Source organism: Streptomyces sp. NPDC090083, from assembly GCF_044747445.1.
Classification (GTDB): domain Bacteria; phylum Actinomycetota; class Actinomycetes; order Streptomycetales; family Streptomycetaceae; genus Streptomyces.
Genome location: NZ_JBIVED010000002.1, coordinates 919,048 through 937,908 on the forward strand (window position 1 = coordinate 919,048; position 18,861 = coordinate 937,908).

Genomic DNA, 18,861 nt, shown 5'->3' on the forward strand with positions numbered 1-18,861 from the left:
GCGCGGGTGGGGGCCGATTGTCACGGTTCTGCCACATGCCGGCGGGCGTGGGCCGGCCCGTCCGGCGTGCGAGGACGAGGCCTTTCAGGACGAAGGGGGGCCGGGGACGGAGCCCCCGGGAGGACGGCCGCGACGGGGCAGCGGCCCGGCCTCGCCGGGAAGCCGCCCCGCCTCCGCCAGGGCCCGCCGCAGCAGGAACTCGATCTGCGCGTTGGCGGACCGCAGCTCGTCACCGGCCCAGCGGGCAATGGCCTCGTACACCGCGGGGTCCAGCCGCAGCAGCACCTGCTTGCGCTGCTGCGGCCGGCGTTGGGGGGCCGCGCCCCCGGAGGGAACCGTCACTGGTACAGGGTGCCCGTGTTCAGCACCGGCTGCGGCGCCCGGTCCCCGCAGAGCACCACCAGCAGGTTGGACACCATCGCCGCCTTGCGCTCCTCGTCCAGCTCCACGATGTCCTGCTCGGTGATCCGCGCCAGCGCCGCCTCGACCATGCCCACCGCCCCGTCCACGATCTGCCGCCGCGCCGCGACGACCGCCCCCGCCTGCTGCCGCTGAAGCATCGCCGAGGCGATCTCGGGCGCGTACGCGAGGTGCGTGAAGCGGGACTCGATGATCTGCACCCCGGCCGCCTCGACCCGTGCGCTCAGCTCGACGGCCAGCTTCTCGGTGATCTCCTCCGCGTTCCCGCGCAGCGAGAGACCGCCCTCGTCGTGGGCGTCGTAGGGATACTCGATGGCGATGTGGCGGACGGCCGTCTCGGTCTGGGTGGCGACGAACTCGGTGTAGTCGTCGACCTCGAACGTGGCCTGCGCGGTGTCGCGGACCTTCCACACGACGACCGCTGCCAGCTCGATCGGGTTGCCGTAGGCGTCGTTGACCTTGAGGACCGCGGTCTCGTGGTTGCGGACCCGGGTCGAGATCTTCGTGCGCGAGGTGAACGGGTTCACCCAGCGCAGTCCGTCCTGCCGGATCGTCCCCCGGTACCGCCCGAAGAGCTGCACGACCCGTGCCTCGCCCGGCGCCACCGTGTTCAGCCCGCGCATCGCGATGAACGCGGCGATCAGCACGAGGACGCCGCCGATGATCAGCGCGGCCTTGACGCCGTCCTCGTCGACCGCGCCCGCTCCGGCCAGCAGTCCGGCGGCGACGAGCAGTCCGACGAGGCCGAGGACGAGCGCGAGCGCGCCGCCGATGCTGTGCGCGGCGAACTCGCGCACACGCGGTGCGGGCATCTCGGGGACGTCCGCTGTCTGGTCGGTGGTCATGGTGTTCCCCCGTAGCTCGGTTGAATCAAAGTGATATCACTTTACCCGACTGCGGCAACCCTCAACCCCTCTCGCACGTCGGTTCCATAAGGACGGGTGCTGATTGTCACGTCCGTAATGGGCCGGATCGACAGCCCTTTGTCACAACTCCTGGTGTTAGCTTTCTGAGCTGACTTCACGGGCGAACCTGTGTGACATCGGACCACAAGAGAGCGAAGCGGAGCGGAACGGACTCATGGGACGAGCGGAAGAGAGACGAGCGCGCCAACGCGGTGGCCACCGCGCTGCGCCCAAGACCCGCCGCTCGTCCGGGGCGGGAGCCGAGGGTGCCGGAGGCGGCAAGGGCGGCAAGAGCTTCATACGCAGGCTCTTCACCTGGAAGAAGATCCTCGGCGCGTTCCTCGGCGTCTGCCTGCTCGGCATCGGCGCGTTCATCGTGCTCTACATGATGATCAGCATCCCCGAGGGCAACGCCGACGCGAAGCTGCAGAGCAACGTCTACAAGTACAGCGACGGCTCGATCCTGACCCGCAAGGGCGATGTGAACCGCGAGAACGTCGACCTCTCGCAGGTCCCCAAGGCCGTCCAGGAGACCTTCGTCGCCGCCGAGAACAAGACGTTCTACAGCGACGCCGGCGTCGACCTCAAGGGCACCGCCCGCGGCCTGCTCAACACGCTGTCCGGCAAGGGCGCGCAGGGCGGCTCGACGATCACCCAGCAGTACGTCAAGAACTACTACCTGACGCAGGACCAGACCGTCACGCGCAAGCTGAAGGAAATGGTCATCTCGCTGAAGCTGGACCGCGAGAAGTCCAAGGACTACATCCTCGCCGGGTACATCAACACCAGCTACTACGGTCGCGGCGCCTACGGCATCCAGGCCGCGGCACAGGCCTACTACCGGGTCGACGCCAAGGACCTCACCGTTCCGCAGGGCGCCTATCTCGCCGCGCTCCTCCAGGCGCCGAGCCAGTACGACTGGCAGGCGGCGACCGACACCGGCCGCAAGCTGGTGCAGGCGCGCTGGAACTACGTGCTGGACAACATGGTCGACCAGGACTGGCTGACGACGGCCAAGCGCGAGGCCATGAAGTTCCCGGTCCCGAAGGCACCCAAGGCCGAGGCCGGCATGGCGGGCCAGACCGGCTACATGGTCACCGCCGCCAACGAGGCCCTGGAGAAGCAGCTCATCGCCTCGGGCCAGGCCGCCAGCACCAAGGACGCCGAGAACCTGGTCAGCGCGGGCGGCTGGACGATCACGCTCAACATCGACAAGAAGAAGCAGGCCCAGCTGGAGAAGTCGGTCAAGTCCCAGCTGACCAGCAAGCTCGACGCCAAGAAGCGCAAGGTCGACGGCAACGTCCAGCCCGGCGCGGTCTCCGTGAACCCGAAGACGGGCGCGGTCGTGGCGATGTACGGCGGCGCGGGCTACACCGAGCACTACGTCAACAACGCGACCCGCACCGACTACCAGCCCGCGTCGACGTTCAAGCCGGTGATCCTGGCCGCGGCCCTGGCCGACCAGGCCAAGACGCAGTCCGGTAAGACGATCACCACGAACTCGGTCTACGACGGCACCAGCAGGCGCCCGGTCGTGGGCAGCGACATCGCGTTCGCCCCGCAGAACGAGGACGACGCCGACTACGGCAAGGTCACCGTCCAGACGGCGATGAACCAGTCGATCAACTCGGTGTTCGCGCAGCTCGGTGTCGACGTCGGCATGGACAAGGTCATGAAGACCGCGGGCGAGCTGGGCATGGACACCGGCGACCTGAAGGCCGTGCCGGCCCAGACCCTCGGCACCATGGGCGCGAGCCCGATGGAGATGGCCGGGGTCTACGCCACCTTCGACAACCACGGCAAGAAGGTCACCCCGGCGATCATCAAGTCGGTCGCGCACAACACCCGCACGGTCACCCTGCCCAACCCGATCGGGTCCCAGGTCATCCCGGCCGAGGCCGCCGACACGGTGACCTCGGTGCTGACCGGGGTGGTCGACGACGGTACGGCGAAGAAGTCGGTGCAGAACAACCCCCGGCGCGACGGCCAGCAGGTCGCGGGCAAGACGGGTACCTCCGACAACAACAAGTCGGCCTGGTTCACCGGCTACACGCCCGACCTGGTCACCTCGGTGGGCCTGTTCGGCGAGGACGCCAAGAGCCATGCGCAGGTGCCGCTGACCGGCGCGACCGGGCTGATCGCCACCAGCGGCGGCCGGATCAACGGTGGTGGCTATCCGGCGGAGATCTGGGCGACGTACATGTTCGGGGTGACCAAGGCGAACAACAAGTTCGATCTGGACACCGACCAGGGCGCGGCCGTCGAGCCGTCCTACACCCCGACGCCGACCCCGACCCCGTCGGCGACGCCGTCCGAGACGCCGACCACCAAGTCGCCGTCCCCGACCCCGACGACGGAGTCCCCGACGCCGACTCCCACGCCGACCCCGACCCCCACGTCCAGCCCGACGCCGACGACGAGTCCGCCGACGACACCGGGCGGTGGCGACGGCACGGACGAACCGTTCGACGGACTCGGCCAGTAGGGACCGTCCCGTACGACGCGAGAGGGCGCCCGGCACTTCGCCGGGCGCCCTCTCGCGTTCTTCCGGGTGAACTCGCCTTCCGCTAGGCGAAGTTCGCGGCGATCCGGTCGCCGACCTCCTTGTCGATGCTGTGCCAGTACTGCAGGGCGCGGTCGAGGACCGAGCGGGAGACGTCGGCCTTCAGATGGCCGGTGACGTTGGCGACGAGGCGGTCGCGGGCCGCGTCGTCCAGGACCTCCCGGACCATCGTGCCCGCCTGGCCCCAGTCGTCGTCCTCGCGGTGCGGCCTCGTCGCCTCGCGGACCAGTTCACCGGTGGTCCGCCAGCTCGCCGGCTCGCCGAACCGCCCGTAGTCGGCCGCGGGGCCGCCGTAGGAGTTCGGGGCGTACGGGCGGGCGGTGCGCGACGGTTCGTAGCGCATCGGGCCGTCCTTGGCGTACGAGTTGACCGTCGCGTGCGGGCGGTTCGGCGGCAGCTGGGTGTAGTTGGGGCCGATCCGGTACCGGTGGGCGTCCGGGTACGAGAAGAGCCGGCCCAGCAGCATCTTGTCCGGCGACGGGCCGATGCCCGGGACCAGGTTCGAGGGCTCGAAGGAGGCCTGCTCGATGTGGACGAAGTAGTCCTCGGGGTTGCGGTTCAGGGTCATCCGGCCGACGTCGATCAGCGGATAGTCCCCGTGCGGCCAGACCTTCGTCAGGTCGAAGGGGTTGAAGCGGTAGTCCGCCGCGTCCTCGAACGGCATGATCTGGACCTTCAGGGACCAGCTCGGCGCGTTCCCGGCCTCGATCGACTCGTACAGGTCGCGGCGGTGCTTGTCGCCGTCGGCACCGGCCAGCTCGTCGGCCTCGTCCTGCGTGAGGTACTCGATGCCCTGGTCGGTCTTGAAGTGGTACTTCACCCAGAACCGCTCACCGGCGCCGTTGATCCACATGTAGGTGTGGGAGCTGTAGCCGTTCATGTGGCGGTACGTCTTCGGGATGCCCCGGTCGCCCATCAGCCAGGTCACCTGGTGTGCCGACTCGGGGGAGAGGGTCCAGAAGTCCCACTGCATGTCGTTGCTGCGCAGCCCGGTCACCGGGTGCCGCTTCTGCGAGCGGATGAAGTCCTGGAACTTGATCGTGTCACGGACGAAGAAGACCGGGGTGTTGTTGCCCACCATGTCGTAATTGCCGTGCTCTGTGTAGAACTTCAGCGCGAAGCCGCGCGGGTCGCGCCAGGTGTCGGGCGAGCCCTGCTCACCGGCGACGGTCGAGAACCGCGCCAGCATCTCGGTGCGCCTGCCCGGCTGGAAGAGGTCGGCCCGGGTGAACTGGCTGACGTCATTGGTCACTTCGAAGAAGCCGTACGCACCGGAGCCCTTGGCGTGCACCACCCGCTCGGGGACCCGTTCCCGGTTGAACTGGGCCATCTTCTCGATGAGGTAGTGGTCCTGGAGCAGGATCGGGCCGTCGGGACCGACGGTGAGCGAGTGCTCGTCGCTCTCCACCGGGATGCCGACGTTGTTCGTGGTGTACGGAGTGTGCTGGGGTGACTGCGTCACGAGCGTCCTCCTGTTCGGAAGAAAGTAGGTCGCTTTCGCTTCGCGTACCCCAGCAGTCAACTCCGACGCTGGAATGTCGGCAACTTTTGGACGCGTTCTAATTCCGGTTCAGTTCGAACCAGACCACCTTCCCGGTGCTCAGCCGCGTGGCTCCCCAGCGGCGGGCCAGCCTGTTGACCAGGTACAGCCCGCGTCCGCCCTCGTCCGTCGCCCGCGCCTGCCGCAGCCGCGGCAGCTGCGGCACGTCGTCGCCGACCTCGCAGCGCAGCACGTCCGTCCGCAGCAGCCGCAGCGTGACCGGCCGGGACGCGTACCGCACCGCGTTCGTCACCACCTCGCTGACCAGCAGCTCCACGGAGTCGCTCATGTCCTCCATGCCCCAGCGGGCCAGCGCGCGCCGGGCCAGCCGGCGGGCCTGGCCGGGCGCCGAGTCCTCCGGGTCGAGGAACCAGTACGCCACGTCACTGGGCGCGATCCCGTCGAAGCGGGCGGCGAGCAGCGCGATGTCGTCGTCCCGGTCGCCCGGGCCGAGCATGTCGAGCACCTCGTCGCACAGGGCCTCCAGGGGCGGCGGGTGGTCGGGTCCGGTGAGCTGCGCGACCGCGGCGAGCTTCTCGCGCAGCTGCTCTATGCCGGTCCACACGTCCCGCAGCCGCGACTCGACCAGCCCGTCCGTGTAGAGGAGCAGCGTCGCACCCGCCGGGGCGTCCAGCTCCACGGCCTCGAAGTCGACCCCGCCGACACCGATCGGGGCGCCCGGCGGCACCCGCAGCACCTCGGCCCGGCCGCCCAGATGCAGCAGCACGGGCGGCGGATGGCCCGCGTTGGCGATGGTGATGCGGTGCGAGACCGGGTCGTAGACCGCGTAGAGGCAGGTCGCCATGCGGTCGGTGCCCAGCCGCTGGGCCTGTTCGTCGAGGTGGTGCAGGACCTCCTGCGGAGGCAGGTCGAGACCGGCCAACGTCTGCGCGGTGGTACGGAGTTGGCCCATGATCGCGGCCGAGGTCATGGAGTGGCCCATGACGTCACCGACGACCAGCGCCACCCGGCTGCCGGGCAGCGGGATCGCGTCGTACCAGTCGCCGCCGACGCGTGCCGTCTCGGCGGCGGGCAGATACCGGGACGCCAGCCGGACGCCGGTGGGGCGCGGCAGGTTCTCCGGGAGCATGGTGCGCTGCAGCTCGTCGGCGATGTACGCCTCACGGCCGTAGAGGACCGCCTTGTCGATGCCCAGGGCGCTGTGCGTGGCGAGTTGGGCGGCGACCAGGAGGTCGTCGGCCTCGAACGCCATGCGCTCGGGTCGGCGCAGGAAGAGCGCGGCACCGATCACCCGGCGCCGGCCGCGCAGCGGCGCGAGGATCGCCCGCTGACCTGCCGGAACGATCAACTCACCGCCCTCGCCGAGCAGTTCGGGCAGGGCCGCGCGGGCGGCGGGCGAGTCGGCGAAGACGGGACGGACGCCCCGCAGCACCTCGTTCAGTGCGCCGCCGGGCCGTACCTCGCACAACTCGGCCGTGACCGCGGACAGTTCGGAGGGCTGCTCCGGCTGTATCGCGGGCATGAAGCCGTTCTCCGTGTCCCGCTCCTCCGGGATCCGGTCCGTGCGGCGCAGGCGCAGCACGACGGGACCCGTCGGCCGCTCGTCGCCCACCGGGAGCGGGTCGCGCAGATAGACCAGGATCGCGTCCGAGAACGTCGGCACGGTCGCCCGGCACAGCCCCATGACGATCTCGTCGAGGTCGATGCCGCGGGCGATCCGCCGGGTCGCGGCGCCCACGAAGCGCAGCCGGTCCCCGTCCCGCCGCATCGGCATGGGACCACCGGGCGGCGGCCCCTGTCCCGTACGGCGCTCCTTGCCGGAGGCGTCGGTGAGCCCGCCACCGCCCGGCTGGGCCGGGATGCCGTCCGGCGACGGACGGGGGCGATGGGCGTCGGGTTCGGCCGCCGAGGGCTGGGAGTGCTCGGAACCGGCTGCGGCGGTATCGGGCTCGGGCTTCACAGGGGTACCTGCCGGGTCCTTCCGCTTGGCGCGGGACGTGCTCGTACCCGGTGCCGAAGGCGGCTCACCGGTGCGTGCCTGTGCCGGTAAACCGGCGCCACCGGACGGCCTGGACGGCGTCGAGGTGTGCAGGAGCGCCCCGCGGGGGTCTGCGGGGTCGGCGCCGCCGGGGCGCTCGAACGAGATGGGGTGCTCCGTCACGCGTGTCGAATCCGTCCGTCCGGGCCCGCACGCCGCGCGTGCGGATCGTCCCGCCGAAATGCCGATACCCGGAATACGTGCCCCAGGAACGGAATTCCCGCGTGGTCAGAGGCTGTTCCTGTGCCACCGGCGGACCGGCGGCCCGGACCGGTGGTGTCCTGATACCCCTCGCTCACGTCCTGCCGCCCCTCGGTGACGTCTGGTCAGTCCCGGTGCCTGCCCGGGGAGTTGTCGCTGTGTCCTTGCGGAGGACGATCCTACGGTTGTCGACCGGGGGCGCATCAAGGGTCTCATGTGGACAAGTGAGCGGGGGAGCGGTCCCAGTCCTCCGGAAGTGAAGGTACAGCCCAGGACGGATTCGGGCGCCAGTGTTGCCAGCCGTCCCCGAACGGAGACCCCCACGAACGGATCACGTCCACCGCCGACCAGCCCGCTTTCCTTACGCGTTCGGCCAGTTGGGGATCCATCAGACCGTCCCGCTGGGCCTGCGCGAACTCGTCCTCGTCGAGCCAGCGCCAACTGCGGTCCGGGTGGACGGAGATGTCCAGGAAGTGATCCACCGAGTCGACCCCGCCGTCCCAACGGAGCTGCGGTTCCTCAAGGTTCACGTACCAGTTCTTGAACTGCCATCCAGGGTCCCAGAAAAGCCACACCGACCAGGGCTCACCGGGCCGCGCCAGCTTCAGCACACCCGTGCCGAACCAGTGGTCGCGCCGGACCGTGCGCGGCTTCGTGTACCGGGTCTCCAGCGGCTCCCCGTGCACCGACGTGCCGTCCGCCAGCACCGGCCGCACACACTCGGTGCCGGGCGCCATCCAGACGGCGAGCACCTCCTCGTCGTCACGGACGACGGTGACGGGACGGGCGATGTGGAAGCGCGGCCCCGCGTTCTCCCGGTACCGCCACAGGATCTGGTCCCCGGGCGCCCAGAAGGCCGTAGACGTACCCGCTTCCACCGCTCGCACCGCTCCACCGTCTGCCATGAACAGATATTAGGTGCCCCGGGCATACGACGCTGCGGTCCGCGTCACGGTTCGTGCCGGGGCGGTCATTGGTTACGGACGCGTCATCCGCAGGACATCGAGAGCCTCGTCGAGCTGCGCCTCGGTCAGGTCGCCGCGCTCCACATAGCCGTTCTCGACCACGACCTGACGGATCGTCTTCCGCTCGGCGAGTGCCTTCTTGGCCACCTTGGCGGCCTCCTCGTACCCGATGTACTTGTTGAGCGGGGTCACCACGGACGGCGACGACTCGGCGTACTCCCGGGCCCGCTCCCGGTGCGCGACGATCCCGTCCACGGTCCGGTCGGCGAGCAGCCGGGAGACGTTCGCCAGCAGGCGGACGGATTCCAGGACGTTCTTGGCGATCACCGGCAGCATGACGTTCAGCTCGAAGTTGCCCGCGGCCCCGGCGGTGGCGACGGTCGCGTCATTGCCCACGACCTGCGCGGCGACCATCAGCACGGCCTCCGGGATGACCGGGTTGACCTTGCCGGGCATGATCGAGGACCCCGGCTGGAGATCGGGCAGCGAGATCTCCGACAGCCCGGTGCGCGGCCCGGACGCCATCCACCGCAGATCGTTCGCGATCTTCGTCAGTCCCACGGCGATGGTCCGCAGCTGCCCGCTGGTCTCGACGATCCCGTCCCGCGCGCCCTGTGCCTCGAAGTGGTCCCGCGCCTCGGTCAGCGGCAGCCCGGTGACCAGCGCGACCTCGGCGATCACGGCGGCCGAGAACCCGGGCGGGGTGTTGATCCCGGTGCCCACCGCGGTACCGCCCAGGGGCAGTTCGGCGAGCCGGGGCAGTGAGGCCTCCAACCGCTCGACGCCGTACCGGACCTGAGCGGCGTACCCGCCGAACTCCTGGCCCAGCGTGACCGGTGTGGCGTCCATCAGATGGGTCCGCCCGGACTTCACGACATCGGCGAACTCGACGGACTTGCGCGACAGCGCGCCCGCGAGGTGCTCCAGGGCGGGGATCAGATCGTGGATGACGGCGCCGGTGGCCGCGATGTGGATGGACGACGGGAAGACGTCGTTGGACGACTGCGAGGCGTTGACGTGGTCGTTCGGGTGCACGTCGCGCCCGAGCCGCTCGGTCGCGAGGGTGGCGATCACCTCGTTGGTGTTCATGTTGGACGAGGTGCCCGACCCCGTCTGGAACACGTCGATCGGGAAGTGCTCGTCCCACGTCCCGCCGGCCACCTCACGGGCCGCTTCCTGGATCGCCTCCGCGATGTCCTTGTCGAGCACGCCCAGTTCGGCGTTCACCTTCGCGGCGGCGCCCTTGATCCGGGCCAGCGCCTCGATGTGGGCGCGCTCGATGCGCTGCCCCGAGATCGGGAAGTTCTCCACCGCCCGCTGGGTCTGCGCCCGCCACTTCGCGTCGACCGGGACCCGCACCTCCCCCATCGAATCGTGCTCGATGCGGAACGGACCCGCTGTCTGACCGTCGGCCATCGCCGATCACCTCCTGTGAGGGACAGCATCGCGGACCCGTCCCGTGTTCCCGGCGCGGCGGGCGCGGACGGAGTGTTCCGGGCGAGCGCCTCAGCGGCCGGGCCCGGTGCACACCGGCCTGCCGCCCACCTCGGCGCACGCCTGGGCCGCGCGCGGGTCCGCCGCGGCCAGCATCGGGCTGCTGTAGCCGTCCGCACGGTGACCGGGGTACTCGGCGGACAGCTCGTCCTGGCCCGCCCTGATGGAGATCTCCCGCGCCCCCGCGAGCCGGGTGCGCACCTCGGACCAGACGGTCGCGCAGGACGGCGAGTACCGCAGCAGCACGACCTGGGCGGCCCGGGCGGCGGACCGCTCCGTGCGGGCGTCCCGGGCGCAGGTCTGCGCGGACGGCAGCGCCCCCTGGCAGCCGCCGCCCCGGCAGGAGGCCACCGTGCGCTGCGCGGCCCCGCTGTCGCGGTCGAGGACGTCGGCGGCCCCGGCGGTGACGGCGACCGTGGTGGCCATCGCGGCGAGGGCGACGAGCGCGCGGACCGGGGGCCGCAGCCGGAGCCGGCGGGACGGCACGGACGTCACGGACGTCACGGACGACACGGAGGGCACAGGGGGCACAGAGGGCACGGCAGGCGGCTGCGGCGGGGGAGGCGTGGGCCTCGCCTGTTCCTGGGTCGCCGCGTCCCACAGGGAGAGCAGCGCGCCGGGGTCGGTGTGCGCGAGCCGGGCGAGGGCCTCGACCGCGGACCGGGGCGGGAGGTGGTCGCCGTTGAGATAGCGGTGCCACGTGGACTTGCTGAACGGGGTGACGGAGGCGAGCGCGGCCAGGCTCAGCCCGGTCCGCCGCTTCAGGAGACGGAGCCGTTCCGTCAGGAGCCGCCCTGCGTCGTCGTACGGGCCGGGCGGCGGCTGCCGCTCGACCGTCACATGGCTTTCCATCCTGCTCCCTCGCCGTACCGGGGTGACCGCCGTGATCCGTTCCCGGGGGCGGTGCCGGGCCACACCCGGATCGCCGGAATATGAAGGGGTGTTGACCTGGCGTCCCCCGACGGGACGTACGGGACCGTCCCGTCGGGGGCGCCGCGGGTCAGGCGGGGGTCAGCACCAGCGGACGGCGGTGCGGTTGCGGACGTAGTGGGCGGAGACGTAGCCCTCGTGGTGCGGGAGCTTGTACCAGCGGTGGTTGCCGTAGACGTTCGATCCGTACGTCTTGCAGACGATCGGCAGCATCCGGCCGACCGGCCGGGAACCGACCACGCGGTAGCCGGTGCCCGGGCCGGAACGGATGTTCAGCCGCTTGTAGTGCCGGGTGGTGACCTGCCCCACCGCGTGCCGCGCCGCGTGGTGGGTGACGTGGTGCGCGGCGGGGGCGGCCGGGGCGGCGGTGGCGGCGACGGCTGTCACGGGGAAGACGGCGACAGCCGCGACCGCGGCCACGAGCCCGTTGCGCAGAAGGCGTCCGAACATGGGGGGTTCCTCCGAGTCGACCGTGGACCACGGGGTGTGATCCAGTCGACCGGAGCTTTTCCGGCAAAGCGCCCGAAAATGCCGTCCCGGACGTCCCTGGGACGAACTGGGCCGAACCGGGACGGGCTGCGGGCTAGCCCAGACCCGGGCCCCGTACCGGAATGTGCGTGAACGTGGGCTCCGGTGCCGGGTTCTGGAAGAAGTCGTTGCCCTTGTCGTCGACGACGACGAACGCCGGGAAGTCCTCGACCTCGATCTTCCAGACCGCCTCCATCCCGAGCTCCTCGTACTCGACGACCTCGACCTTCTTGATGCAGTCCTGGGCGAGGCGTGCCGCGGGCCCGCCGATCGACCCGAGATAGAACCCGCCGTGCGCGTCGCACGCGGACGTGACCTGTTTGCTCCGGTTCCCCTTGGCCAGCATCACCTTGGACCCGCCCGCCGCCTGGAACTGCTCGACGTACGAGTCCATGCGCCCGGCGGTCGTGGGCCCGAAGGACCCCGACGCGTACCCCTCGGGCGTCTTGGCGGGGCCCGCGTAGTACACGGGGTGGTCCTTCAGGTACTGCGGCATCTCCTCGCCCGCGTCCAGCCGCTCCTTGATCTTGGCGTGCGCGATGTCACGCGCCACGACGAGCGGCCCGGAGAGCGAGAGCCGGGTCTTGACGGGGTACTTGGTCAGCTCGGCGAGGATGTCGTCCATCGGCTGGTTGAGGTCGATCCGCACGACGTCCTCCTCGGCGGAGTCGAGATGCTCGTCGGTCGTCTCCGGCAGGAACCGCGCCGGGTCCGTCTCCAGCTGCTCCAGGAACACGCCCTCGGCGGTGATCTTCGCGACGGCCTGCCGGTCGGCCGAGCAGGACACGGCGATGGCGACCGGGCAGGACGCGCCGTGCCGGGGCAGCCGTACGACGCGCACGTCGTGGCAGAAGTACTTGCCGCCGAACTGCGCCCCGATCCCGATCCGCTGGGTCAGCTCGAAGACCTTCTGCTCCAGCTCCTTGTCCCGGAAGCCGTAGCCCAGCTCGGAGCCCTCGGCCGGGATCTCGTCCAGGTAGTGCGCGGAGGCGTACTTCGCGGTCTTCAGCGCGTACTCGGCGCTCGTGCCGCCGACCACGATCGCCAGGTGGTACGGAGGGCACGCGGCCGTGCCGAGCGAACGGATCTTCTCCTCCAGGAACTTCATCATGGAGCCCTCGTTGAGGACCGCCTTGGTCTCCTGGTAGAGGAACGACTTGTTCGCCGAGCCGCCGCCCTTGGCCATGAACAGGAACTTGTAGGCGCCGCCGTCGGTCGCGTACAGCTCGATCTGGGCCGGCAGGTTCGACCCGGTGTTCTTCTCGTCCCACATGGTGAGGGGGGCCATCTGCGAGTACCGCAGGTTGAGGTTCAGGTAGGCGTCGTAGATGCCGCGCGACAGGGCCGCCTCGTCGCCGCCCTCCGTGAGGACGTGCTGCCCGCGCTTGCCCATGACGATCGCCGTACCGGTGTCCTGGCACATGGGGAGCACGCCGGCCGCCGCGATGTTCGCGTTCTTCAGGAGGTCCAGCGCCACGAACTTGTCGTTGTTCGACGCCTCGGGGTCGTCGACGATCCGGCGCAGCTGGGCGAGGTGGGCGGGGCGCAGGTAGTGCTGGATGTCGTGGATGGCCTCGGCGGCGAGCTTCCGCAGCGCCTCCGGCTCGACCTTGAGGAACGTCCGCCCGTCGGCCTCGAAGGTGGAGACACCCTCGGAGGTCACCAGCCGGTACGGGGTGGTGTCCTCTCCCATGGGGAGCAGATCGGTGTACGCGAACTCAGGCATCGCAGCCCATTCCTCACTCGACAGACGGCCGCCCGCCGACACTGGCGGGCGCTCACCAGCGTAGAACCTGCCGCTGACAGCCCGCTTGTGAGGTAAGGCTCAGTAGTCCAGGGCCTCTCTCCGGGGCCGCGCCACGCCAACGTTGTCCACACCCCTAGTCGCGATCTATCGCGTTTCGGTACGCTGCTGCCGTGGACCTTCAGAAGCAGCCCGCGGCCCCGCAGTCCGCCGCCCAGCAGCCCGCCCCCGCCGCCTCGGCACTGCGCGCGTCGGACGCCGACCGCGACCGCATCGCCGACATCCTCCGCGAGGCCCTGGCCGAGGGCCGGCTGGACTCGGACGAGCACGCCGAGCGGGTCGAGGGGGTGCTGAGCGCCAAGACGGTCGGCGAGCTGGAGGTCTTCATCCAGGACCTCCCGGCCGCGCACGGCCACCGGCCGCGGACCCCGTCGTACAGCCCGGCCCCGAACCGCCCGACGGAGGGCGCGATCCCGCCCGAGGCCGACGAGAACGTGGTGGCGGTGTTCAGCGCCGCGATGCGCAAGGGCCGCTGGCGCGCGGGCCGCCGGATGCACGCGTACGCCGTGTTCGGCAGTGTCGAGATCGACCTCAGCGAGGCGATCTTCGAGTACCAGCAGGTCGTCATCAAGGCGGTCTCCGTCTTCGGCAACGTCGAGATCCGCGTCCCGGAGAACGTGTCGCTCCGCGGCACCGGCGGCGGCGTCCTCGGCAACTTCGAGGTGGACACGCTGGATTCCCTGGAGCCGGACGCGCCCGTGATCTACGTCGACGGCTGGGCCGTCCTCGGGAACATCGAGGCCAAACCGAAGCGCGGCAAGCTGGTCGCGGACATTCTCGACCGGGTTCAGCGCAAGGTCGACAAGCGTTTGCGCAAACACCTGGAGCATTGACGGTCGTGAACCGGAACACATGTGGAGCTGATCGGTCCAAGCCCTGAGAGCCCTTGCGGCGCACGGAAACGCTTGCGAACCAGCGGTTGGGAACTCAGTGCATAGGCGCGCGCACAGCGGGTAGGCCTTGCTGCATCGTCTCTCGCTCGCGAAGCCGTCGTCAGGAGTAGACCGTGCTGCAACCGCCGCATTCGTCCCTGCAGGTAGCTGCTGTCCCGGCCCAGCGGGTGCCTGCGCGAGACAGGGACCAAGACGCTCCCTGGCACACCGAAGCGGTGTGCCGGCGCGACGAGGCAGGCCTGTTCTTCGCCCCCTCCAAGGAACCCACCGCCGCCCGGCTCTCCCGCGAGGACGCCGCCAAGCGCGTCTGCGCCCGCTGTCCGGTCATGGTGGAGTGCCGGGAGCACGCCCTCCTGCAACCCGAGCCCTACGGCGTCTGGGGCGGCCTCACCGCCGCCGAGCGCCGTGTGGTCCTGGCCAGGCGCCGCCGCCGCGACCTGGAACTCCAGAAATCCCGAGCGGCAGCCCGCATAGCAGCGGCGGGCTAACCGACAAGGACGAGGCGCCCCCACCGCACCGGGGGCGCCTCTTCAATTGCCGGGCGGGCCACCCGCGAAGGGGGCCCAGGGCGCGTTACTTGGCCCGGTCGAAGTCGATCGCGCTGTACGCCCGCAACTTGCTCAGCCGGTGCTCCGAGTCGATCCGCCTGACCGTCCCGGACTTCGACCGCATCACGATCGAGTCGGTGGTCGCGGTCTCCGCCCGGTAGCGGACGCCCCGCAGCAACTCCCCGTCCGTGATCCCGGTGGCGACGAAGAACACGTTCTCCCCCGACACCAGGTCGTCGGTGGTGAGTACCTGGTCCAGGTCGTGCCCCGCGTCCAGCGCCCGCTGCCGCTCGGCGTCGTCCTTGGGCCACAACTTGCCCTGGATCACACCCCCGAGACACTTCACGGCACACGCCGAGATGATGCCCTCCGGCGTACCGCCGACCCCGAGCAGCAGATCCACGCCGGTGCCTTCGCGCAGCGCCAGGATCGACCCCGCGACGTCTCCGTCGGAGATCAGCTTGATCCGCGCACCGGTCTCCCGGATCTCCTTGATGATCCCGTCGTGCCGGGGCCGGTCGAGCACGACGACCGTGACGTCCTCCGGCGTGACCCGCTTCGCCTTGGCGACCCGCCGCACGTTCACCGAGATCGGCGCCTCGATGTCGACGAACTCGGCCGCCTCCGGCCCGGCGACGAGCTTGTCCATGTAGAACACGGCGGACGGGTCGAACATCGACCCCCGGTCCGCGGCGGCCAGCACCGCGATGGCGTTCGGCATGCCCTTGGCGTTGAGCGTGGTCCCGTCGATCGGGTCGACGGCGATGTCGCACTCGGGCCCGGTCCCGTCACCGACGCGCTCGCCGTTGAAGAGCATCGGCGCCTCGTCCTTCTCGCCCTCCCCGATGACGACGACGCCGTTCATCGAGACGGTGGAGACGAGGGTCCGCATGGCACGCACGGCGGCACCGTCGGCGCCGTTCTTGTCACCGCGCCCGACCCAGCGGCCCGCGGCCATCGCGGCGGCTTCGGTCACCCGGACGAGCTCCAGGGCGAGGTTGCGGTCGGGGGCCTCGGAGGGGACCTCGAGTTCGGACGGCAGATGATGATGCTCGGTCATCGGAGCGCACCTTTCTGATACGACGACGGCCGGATGAGGGTATGGCCACGACTCTATCGCCAGGCAGACAAAATGAGCAGGGGGGCCCACGGATGAGCGGACCAGGGCACCTGCGACGATAGGGACGTGGCAGGTTCGAACGGCAAGCAGAAGACGGTCCGGGACATGATCCTCTCCCTGGGCCTGATCGGGATCGCGGCGGCGATCGTCTACATCTTCATCCCGCACAGCGACCACGCTCCGGACGTCAAGCGGGTCGACTACCGCGTGGAGCTGCTCACGGCACGCCGTGCGGCGCCGTACCCGGTGGCGGCCCCGGAAGGCCTGGCCAAGAGCTGGAAGGCGACCTCGGTCAGCTACGACGGCGCCGCGTTCGACACCTGGCACCTCGGGTTCAGTGCCCCTGGCGGTCAGTACGTGCAGATAGAGCAGTCGACTCAGAAGCCGGCCGACTTCATCGACACCGCCAGCCAGGGTGCCTCCGCCACGAAGACCACCCAGAACATCGACGGCCGCACCTGGACCCGCTGGACCGGCGGTCGCTACGACGCCCTCGTGCTCGCGGACAAGGGCTCGACGACGGTCGTCGCGGGCACCGGCTCCTTCGACCAGCTGACCGAGATGGCCGAGGCGTTGAGGACGAAGTAGCCCGACCGGCACGCCCCGGTCCGGGACCGCCCGGCCGCGACGGATTGGACCGGCGGTGACGACGTGGACCGGCGGTGACGACGAAGGCCCCCGGCGCTGTGCGCGCCGGGGGCCTTGGTGTGTCATGCGTCTCAGACGGTCGTGACGACCTCGTCGTAGGCCAGTCGCGGGGAGCGCGGGAACCAGGCGTCCTCGCCCGGCTTGCCGATGTTGATGACGACGAACGGGGTGTGGTCGTCGTCCAGGAACTCCTTCTGGACGCCCGCGAAGTCGAGACCGGTCATCGGGCCGGCGGCGAGGCCGGCGGCGCGGATGCCGATGATGAAGTACGCGGCCTGGAGGGCGGCGTTCAGCGCAGCGTTGCCCTCGCGGACCGAGCGCTCGCTGAAGACGGCGTCCTTGGCCTGCGGGAAGTGCGGGAACAGGGTGGGCAGTTCCTCGTGGAACTCGTTGTCCGCAGAGAGGATCGCGACCAGCGGGGCGGCGGCGGTCTTCTTCTGGTTGCCCTCGGAGAGGTGCTTCACGAGGCGCTCGCGGGCCTCGGGGGAGCGGACCAGGGTGATGCGCAGCGGCGACTGGTTCATGGAGGTCGGGCCGTACTTGACCAGGTCGTAGATCGCCTGCACCTGCTCGTCCGTCACCGGCTCGTCGGTGAACGTGTTCGCGGTGCGGGCCTCGCGGAACAGCAGGTCCTGGGCGGCGGGGTCAAGAACGAGAGACATGCGGGAACTTCCTCGGGGCCGGTAACCGGTGTATCCGGACCGCGGTCCGGATAGGCTGACGGCACCGACGGTACGGCAGGGAAGTTCAAGTTTCAACAAAGAACAGGGCGTAGTGATCCGCTTCACAGCAGATCACCGTCGTCGCCCCGCGAGGCGGCTACTCGCCGCTCTCTTCCTCGGCCTCTGCCTCTTCCTCCGCCAGCGCCGCGTCCAGACGGGCGCGGGCGCCGTCCAGCCACCGGCGGCACACCTTGGCCAGCTCCTCGCCGCGCTCCCAGAGCCCGAGCGACTCCTCCAGGGTCGTACCGCCCGCCTCCAGCCGCCGGACGACCTCGATCAGCTCGTCGCGCGCCTGCTCGTAACCGAGCGTCTCTTCCGTCACCTTGCTGGTCATTCGCCCACCCTATGTATCCACTCGTACGGAGAACTCACCCTCGGCGACCCGCGCGCGCAGCACGTCGTCGGCACCCACCTCGTCCGGGTCCCGGACGACATGCCCGTCGGCCCGCTGGAGCACCGCGTAGCCCCGCTTCAGGGTGGCGGCGGGGGAGAGGGCCACCACGCGCGCGTGCGTGTGCGCCAGCTCCGAGTCGGCGCGGTCCAGGAGATGGCCGAGGGTGCGCCGGCCGCGGGCGAGGAGGGACGCGACATGGTCCGCGCGCTCGTCGATCATCCGGTGCGGATCCTGTATCGACGGCCGGGACAGCGCCTGCGCCAGCCCGCGCTCCTCCCGGTCCACGAACGCCACCGCGCACCGCCGCGCCCGGTCCCGCAGCTGCCGCACCCGCTCGTACTCCTCGCCGACGTCCGGCACGACCTTCTTCGCCGCGTCGGTGGGGGTGGAGGCCCGCAGGTCGGCGACGTAGTCCAGGAGGGGCGTGTCCGGCTCGTGCCCGATCGCGGACACCACGGGCGTACGACAGGCCGACACCGCGCGCACGAGCTGCTCGTCGGAGAACGGCAGCAGGTCCTCCACGCTGCCGCCGCCCCGCGCCACGATGATCACGTCCACGCCGTCCAGCGCGTCCAGCTCCTTGACCGCCTGCACGACCTGCGGCACGGCGTGCACACCCTGCACCGGCACGTTGCGCACCTCGAAACGGACCGCCGGCCAGCGGTGCCGCGCGTTCTCCAGGACGTCCCGCTCGGCGGCCGAGGCACGCCCGCAGACCAGCCCGATCAGCTGCGGCAGAAACGGCAGCGGCTTCTTCCGGTCGGCCGCGAACAGCCCCTCGGCGGCCAGCGACTTCTTCAACTGCTCCAGCCGCGCCAGGAGTTCACCGACCCCGACCGGCTTGATCTCCGTGGCACGCAACGACAACTGGCCCCGCGGCGCGTACCACTCGGGCTTCGCCAGGACGACGACCCGCGCGCCCTCGGTCACCACATCGGCGACCTCCTCGAACACCTGCCGGAAACAGGTCACACTCACCGAGATGTCGTGCGACGGGTCACGCAGCGTCAGAAAGACGACACCCGCCCCCGGCCGCCGCGACAGCTGCGTGATCTGCCCCTCGACCCACACCGCGCCGAGCCGGTCGATCCACCCGCCGATGAGCCGGGAGACCTCGCCGACGGGGATCGGCGCGTCCGGAGCAGTGTTGAGAGCCATGCCACAGAGCGTAACGGGCGGCTCTGACA

17 protein-coding genes are annotated in these 18,861 nt (G+C 70.3%); 4 read left to right on the forward strand and 13 right to left on the reverse strand.

Features of this window, described 5'->3' with window-relative positions; translation table 11 throughout:
- Nucleotides 1–84 precede the first annotated feature (84 nt).
- Both ACIPTO_RS09970 and ACIPTO_RS09975 read right to left on the reverse strand, forming a co-directional pair.
- Nucleotides 85–342, reverse strand: a complete 258-nt coding sequence (locus tag ACIPTO_RS09970) for a hypothetical protein (RefSeq protein WP_366315943.1) — start codon at nucleotides 340–342, stop codon at nucleotides 85–87.
- Nucleotides 339–1,265 (reverse strand): SPFH domain-containing protein, encoded by a 927-nt coding sequence (locus ACIPTO_RS09975; protein WP_366315941.1) that lies wholly within the window; start codon nucleotides 1,263–1,265, stop codon nucleotides 339–341. The genes ACIPTO_RS09970 and ACIPTO_RS09975 overlap by 4 nt, the downstream gene beginning before the upstream one ends.
- A 235-nt stretch (nucleotides 1,266–1,500) precedes the next feature.
- Between ACIPTO_RS09975 and ACIPTO_RS09980 the strand changes: the two genes are divergently transcribed.
- Nucleotides 1,501–3,810 carry a transglycosylase domain-containing protein gene (locus ACIPTO_RS09980; RefSeq protein WP_401190567.1) on the forward strand — a complete coding sequence of 770 codons (2,310 nt, stop codon included), beginning with the start codon at nucleotides 1,501–1,503 and terminating at the stop codon, nucleotides 3,808–3,810.
- An 82-nt stretch (nucleotides 3,811–3,892) separates the two neighbouring features.
- Here ACIPTO_RS09980 and ACIPTO_RS09985 read toward each other — a convergent pair whose 3' ends face one another.
- The 7 genes from ACIPTO_RS09985 to ACIPTO_RS10015 all read right to left on the reverse strand — a co-directional run bounded on the left by ACIPTO_RS09985 (nucleotide 3,893) and on the right by ACIPTO_RS10015 (nucleotide 13,271).
- A complete protein-coding gene (locus ACIPTO_RS09985) occupies nucleotides 3,893–5,350 on the reverse strand; it encodes a catalase (RefSeq protein WP_401190569.1) in 1,458 nt (485 codons plus the stop codon).
- 97 nt (nucleotides 5,351–5,447) lie between these two features.
- Entirely contained in the window at nucleotides 5,448–7,550 is a 2,103-nt protein-coding gene (locus ACIPTO_RS09990; protein WP_366315936.1) for a SpoIIE family protein phosphatase, read from the reverse strand.
- Nucleotides 7,551–7,840: 290 nt separating this feature from the next.
- Nucleotides 7,841–8,533 (reverse strand): DUF402 domain-containing protein, encoded by a 693-nt coding sequence (locus tag ACIPTO_RS09995; protein ID WP_401190572.1) that lies wholly within the window; start codon nucleotides 8,531–8,533, stop codon nucleotides 7,841–7,843.
- A gap of 72 nt (nucleotides 8,534–8,605) precedes the next feature.
- Nucleotides 8,606–10,009 (reverse strand): class II fumarate hydratase, encoded by a 1,404-nt coding sequence (locus tag ACIPTO_RS10000; RefSeq protein ID WP_401190574.1) that lies wholly within the window; start codon nucleotides 10,007–10,009, stop codon nucleotides 8,606–8,608.
- A 90-nt stretch (nucleotides 10,010–10,099) separates the two neighbouring features.
- A complete protein-coding gene (locus ACIPTO_RS10005; RefSeq protein ID WP_401190576.1) occupies nucleotides 10,100–10,939 on the reverse strand; it encodes a DUF2690 domain-containing protein in 840 nt (279 codons plus the stop codon).
- A gap of 159 nt (nucleotides 10,940–11,098) precedes the next feature.
- On the reverse strand, nucleotides 11,099–11,467 hold the full coding sequence (locus ACIPTO_RS10010; protein ID WP_401190578.1) for an SH3 domain-containing protein: 369 nt from the start codon (nucleotides 11,465–11,467) through the stop codon (nucleotides 11,099–11,101).
- A 133-nt stretch (nucleotides 11,468–11,600) separates the two neighbouring features.
- On the reverse strand, nucleotides 11,601–13,271 hold the full coding sequence (locus ACIPTO_RS10015) for a fumarate hydratase (RefSeq protein WP_401190580.1): 1,671 nt from the start codon (nucleotides 13,269–13,271) through the stop codon (nucleotides 11,601–11,603).
- 191 nt (nucleotides 13,272–13,462) lie between these two features.
- Between ACIPTO_RS10015 and ACIPTO_RS10020 the strand changes: the two genes are divergently transcribed.
- On the forward strand, nucleotides 13,463–14,182 hold the full coding sequence (locus ACIPTO_RS10020) for a DUF1707 domain-containing protein (RefSeq protein ID WP_366315924.1): 720 nt from the start codon (nucleotides 13,463–13,465) through the stop codon (nucleotides 14,180–14,182).
- A 173-nt stretch (nucleotides 14,183–14,355) separates the two neighbouring features.
- Nucleotides 14,356–14,730 carry a WhiB family transcriptional regulator gene (locus ACIPTO_RS10025; protein WP_266772065.1) on the forward strand — a complete coding sequence of 125 codons (375 nt, stop codon included), beginning with the start codon at nucleotides 14,356–14,358 and terminating at the stop codon, nucleotides 14,728–14,730.
- A gap of 85 nt (nucleotides 14,731–14,815) precedes the next feature.
- On the opposite strand, the gene glpX is transcribed toward ACIPTO_RS10025, so the two are convergent.
- Entirely contained in the window at nucleotides 14,816–15,850 is a 1,035-nt protein-coding gene (gene glpX, locus ACIPTO_RS10030; RefSeq protein WP_366315921.1) for a class II fructose-bisphosphatase, read from the reverse strand.
- A gap of 126 nt (nucleotides 15,851–15,976) precedes the next feature.
- Here glpX and ACIPTO_RS10035 point away from each other — a divergent pair, with 126 nt between their 5' ends.
- Nucleotides 15,977–16,498: a DUF4245 domain-containing protein gene (locus tag ACIPTO_RS10035; RefSeq protein WP_401190583.1), complete on the forward strand. Its 522-nt coding sequence runs from the start codon at nucleotides 15,977–15,979 to the stop codon at nucleotides 16,496–16,498.
- A gap of 131 nt (nucleotides 16,499–16,629) precedes the next feature.
- Here the strand turns inward: ACIPTO_RS10035 and ACIPTO_RS10040 are convergent, their stop codons facing one another.
- The 3 genes from ACIPTO_RS10040 to xseA form a co-directional block, all read right to left on the reverse strand.
- The gene (locus ACIPTO_RS10040; RefSeq protein WP_401190585.1) at nucleotides 16,630–17,220 is read right to left on the reverse strand and encodes a malonic semialdehyde reductase; all 591 of its coding nucleotides are present in this window, start codon (nucleotides 17,218–17,220) and stop codon (nucleotides 16,630–16,632) included.
- Nucleotides 17,221–17,377: 157 nt separating this feature from the next.
- Entirely contained in the window at nucleotides 17,378–17,614 is a 237-nt protein-coding gene (locus tag ACIPTO_RS10045; protein ID WP_401190587.1) for an exodeoxyribonuclease VII small subunit, read from the reverse strand.
- A gap of 9 nt (nucleotides 17,615–17,623) precedes the next feature.
- Complete coding sequence (gene xseA, locus ACIPTO_RS10050; RefSeq protein WP_366315914.1) at nucleotides 17,624–18,832, reverse strand: exodeoxyribonuclease VII large subunit; 1,209 nt, start codon at nucleotides 18,830–18,832, stop codon at nucleotides 17,624–17,626.
- Nucleotides 18,833–18,861: the final 29 nt, after the last annotated feature.

Coding starts and splice junctions, on each gene's coding strand:
- ACIPTO_RS09975 (WP_366315941.1), bottom strand. CDS start 1,265: ATGACCACCGACCAGACAGCGGACGTCCCCGAGATGCCCGCACCGCGT.
- ACIPTO_RS09980 (WP_401190567.1), top strand. CDS start 1,501: ATGGGACGAGCGGAAGAGAGACGAGCGCGCCAACGCGGTGGCCACCGC.
- ACIPTO_RS09995 (WP_401190572.1), bottom strand. CDS start 8,533: ATGGCAGACGGTGGAGCGGTGCGAGCGGTGGAAGCGGGTACGTCTACG.
- ACIPTO_RS10000 (WP_401190574.1), bottom strand. CDS start 10,009: ATGGCCGACGGTCAGACAGCGGGTCCGTTCCGCATCGAGCACGATTCG.
- ACIPTO_RS10005 (WP_401190576.1), bottom strand. CDS start 10,939: ATGGAAAGCCATGTGACGGTCGAGCGGCAGCCGCCGCCCGGCCCGTAC.
- ACIPTO_RS10010 (WP_401190578.1), bottom strand. CDS start 11,467: ATGTTCGGACGCCTTCTGCGCAACGGGCTCGTGGCCGCGGTCGCGGCT.
- ACIPTO_RS10015 (WP_401190580.1), bottom strand. CDS start 13,271: ATGCCTGAGTTCGCGTACACCGATCTGCTCCCCATGGGAGAGGACACC.
- glpX (WP_366315921.1), bottom strand. CDS start 15,850: ATGACCGAGCATCATCATCTGCCGTCCGAACTCGAGGTCCCCTCCGAG.
- ACIPTO_RS10040 (WP_401190585.1), bottom strand. CDS start 17,220: ATGTCTCTCGTTCTTGACCCCGCCGCCCAGGACCTGCTGTTCCGCGAG.
- ACIPTO_RS10045 (WP_401190587.1), bottom strand. CDS start 17,614: ATGACCAGCAAGGTGACGGAAGAGACGCTCGGTTACGAGCAGGCGCGC.
- xseA (WP_366315914.1), bottom strand. CDS start 18,832: ATGGCTCTCAACACTGCTCCGGACGCGCCGATCCCCGTCGGCGAGGTC.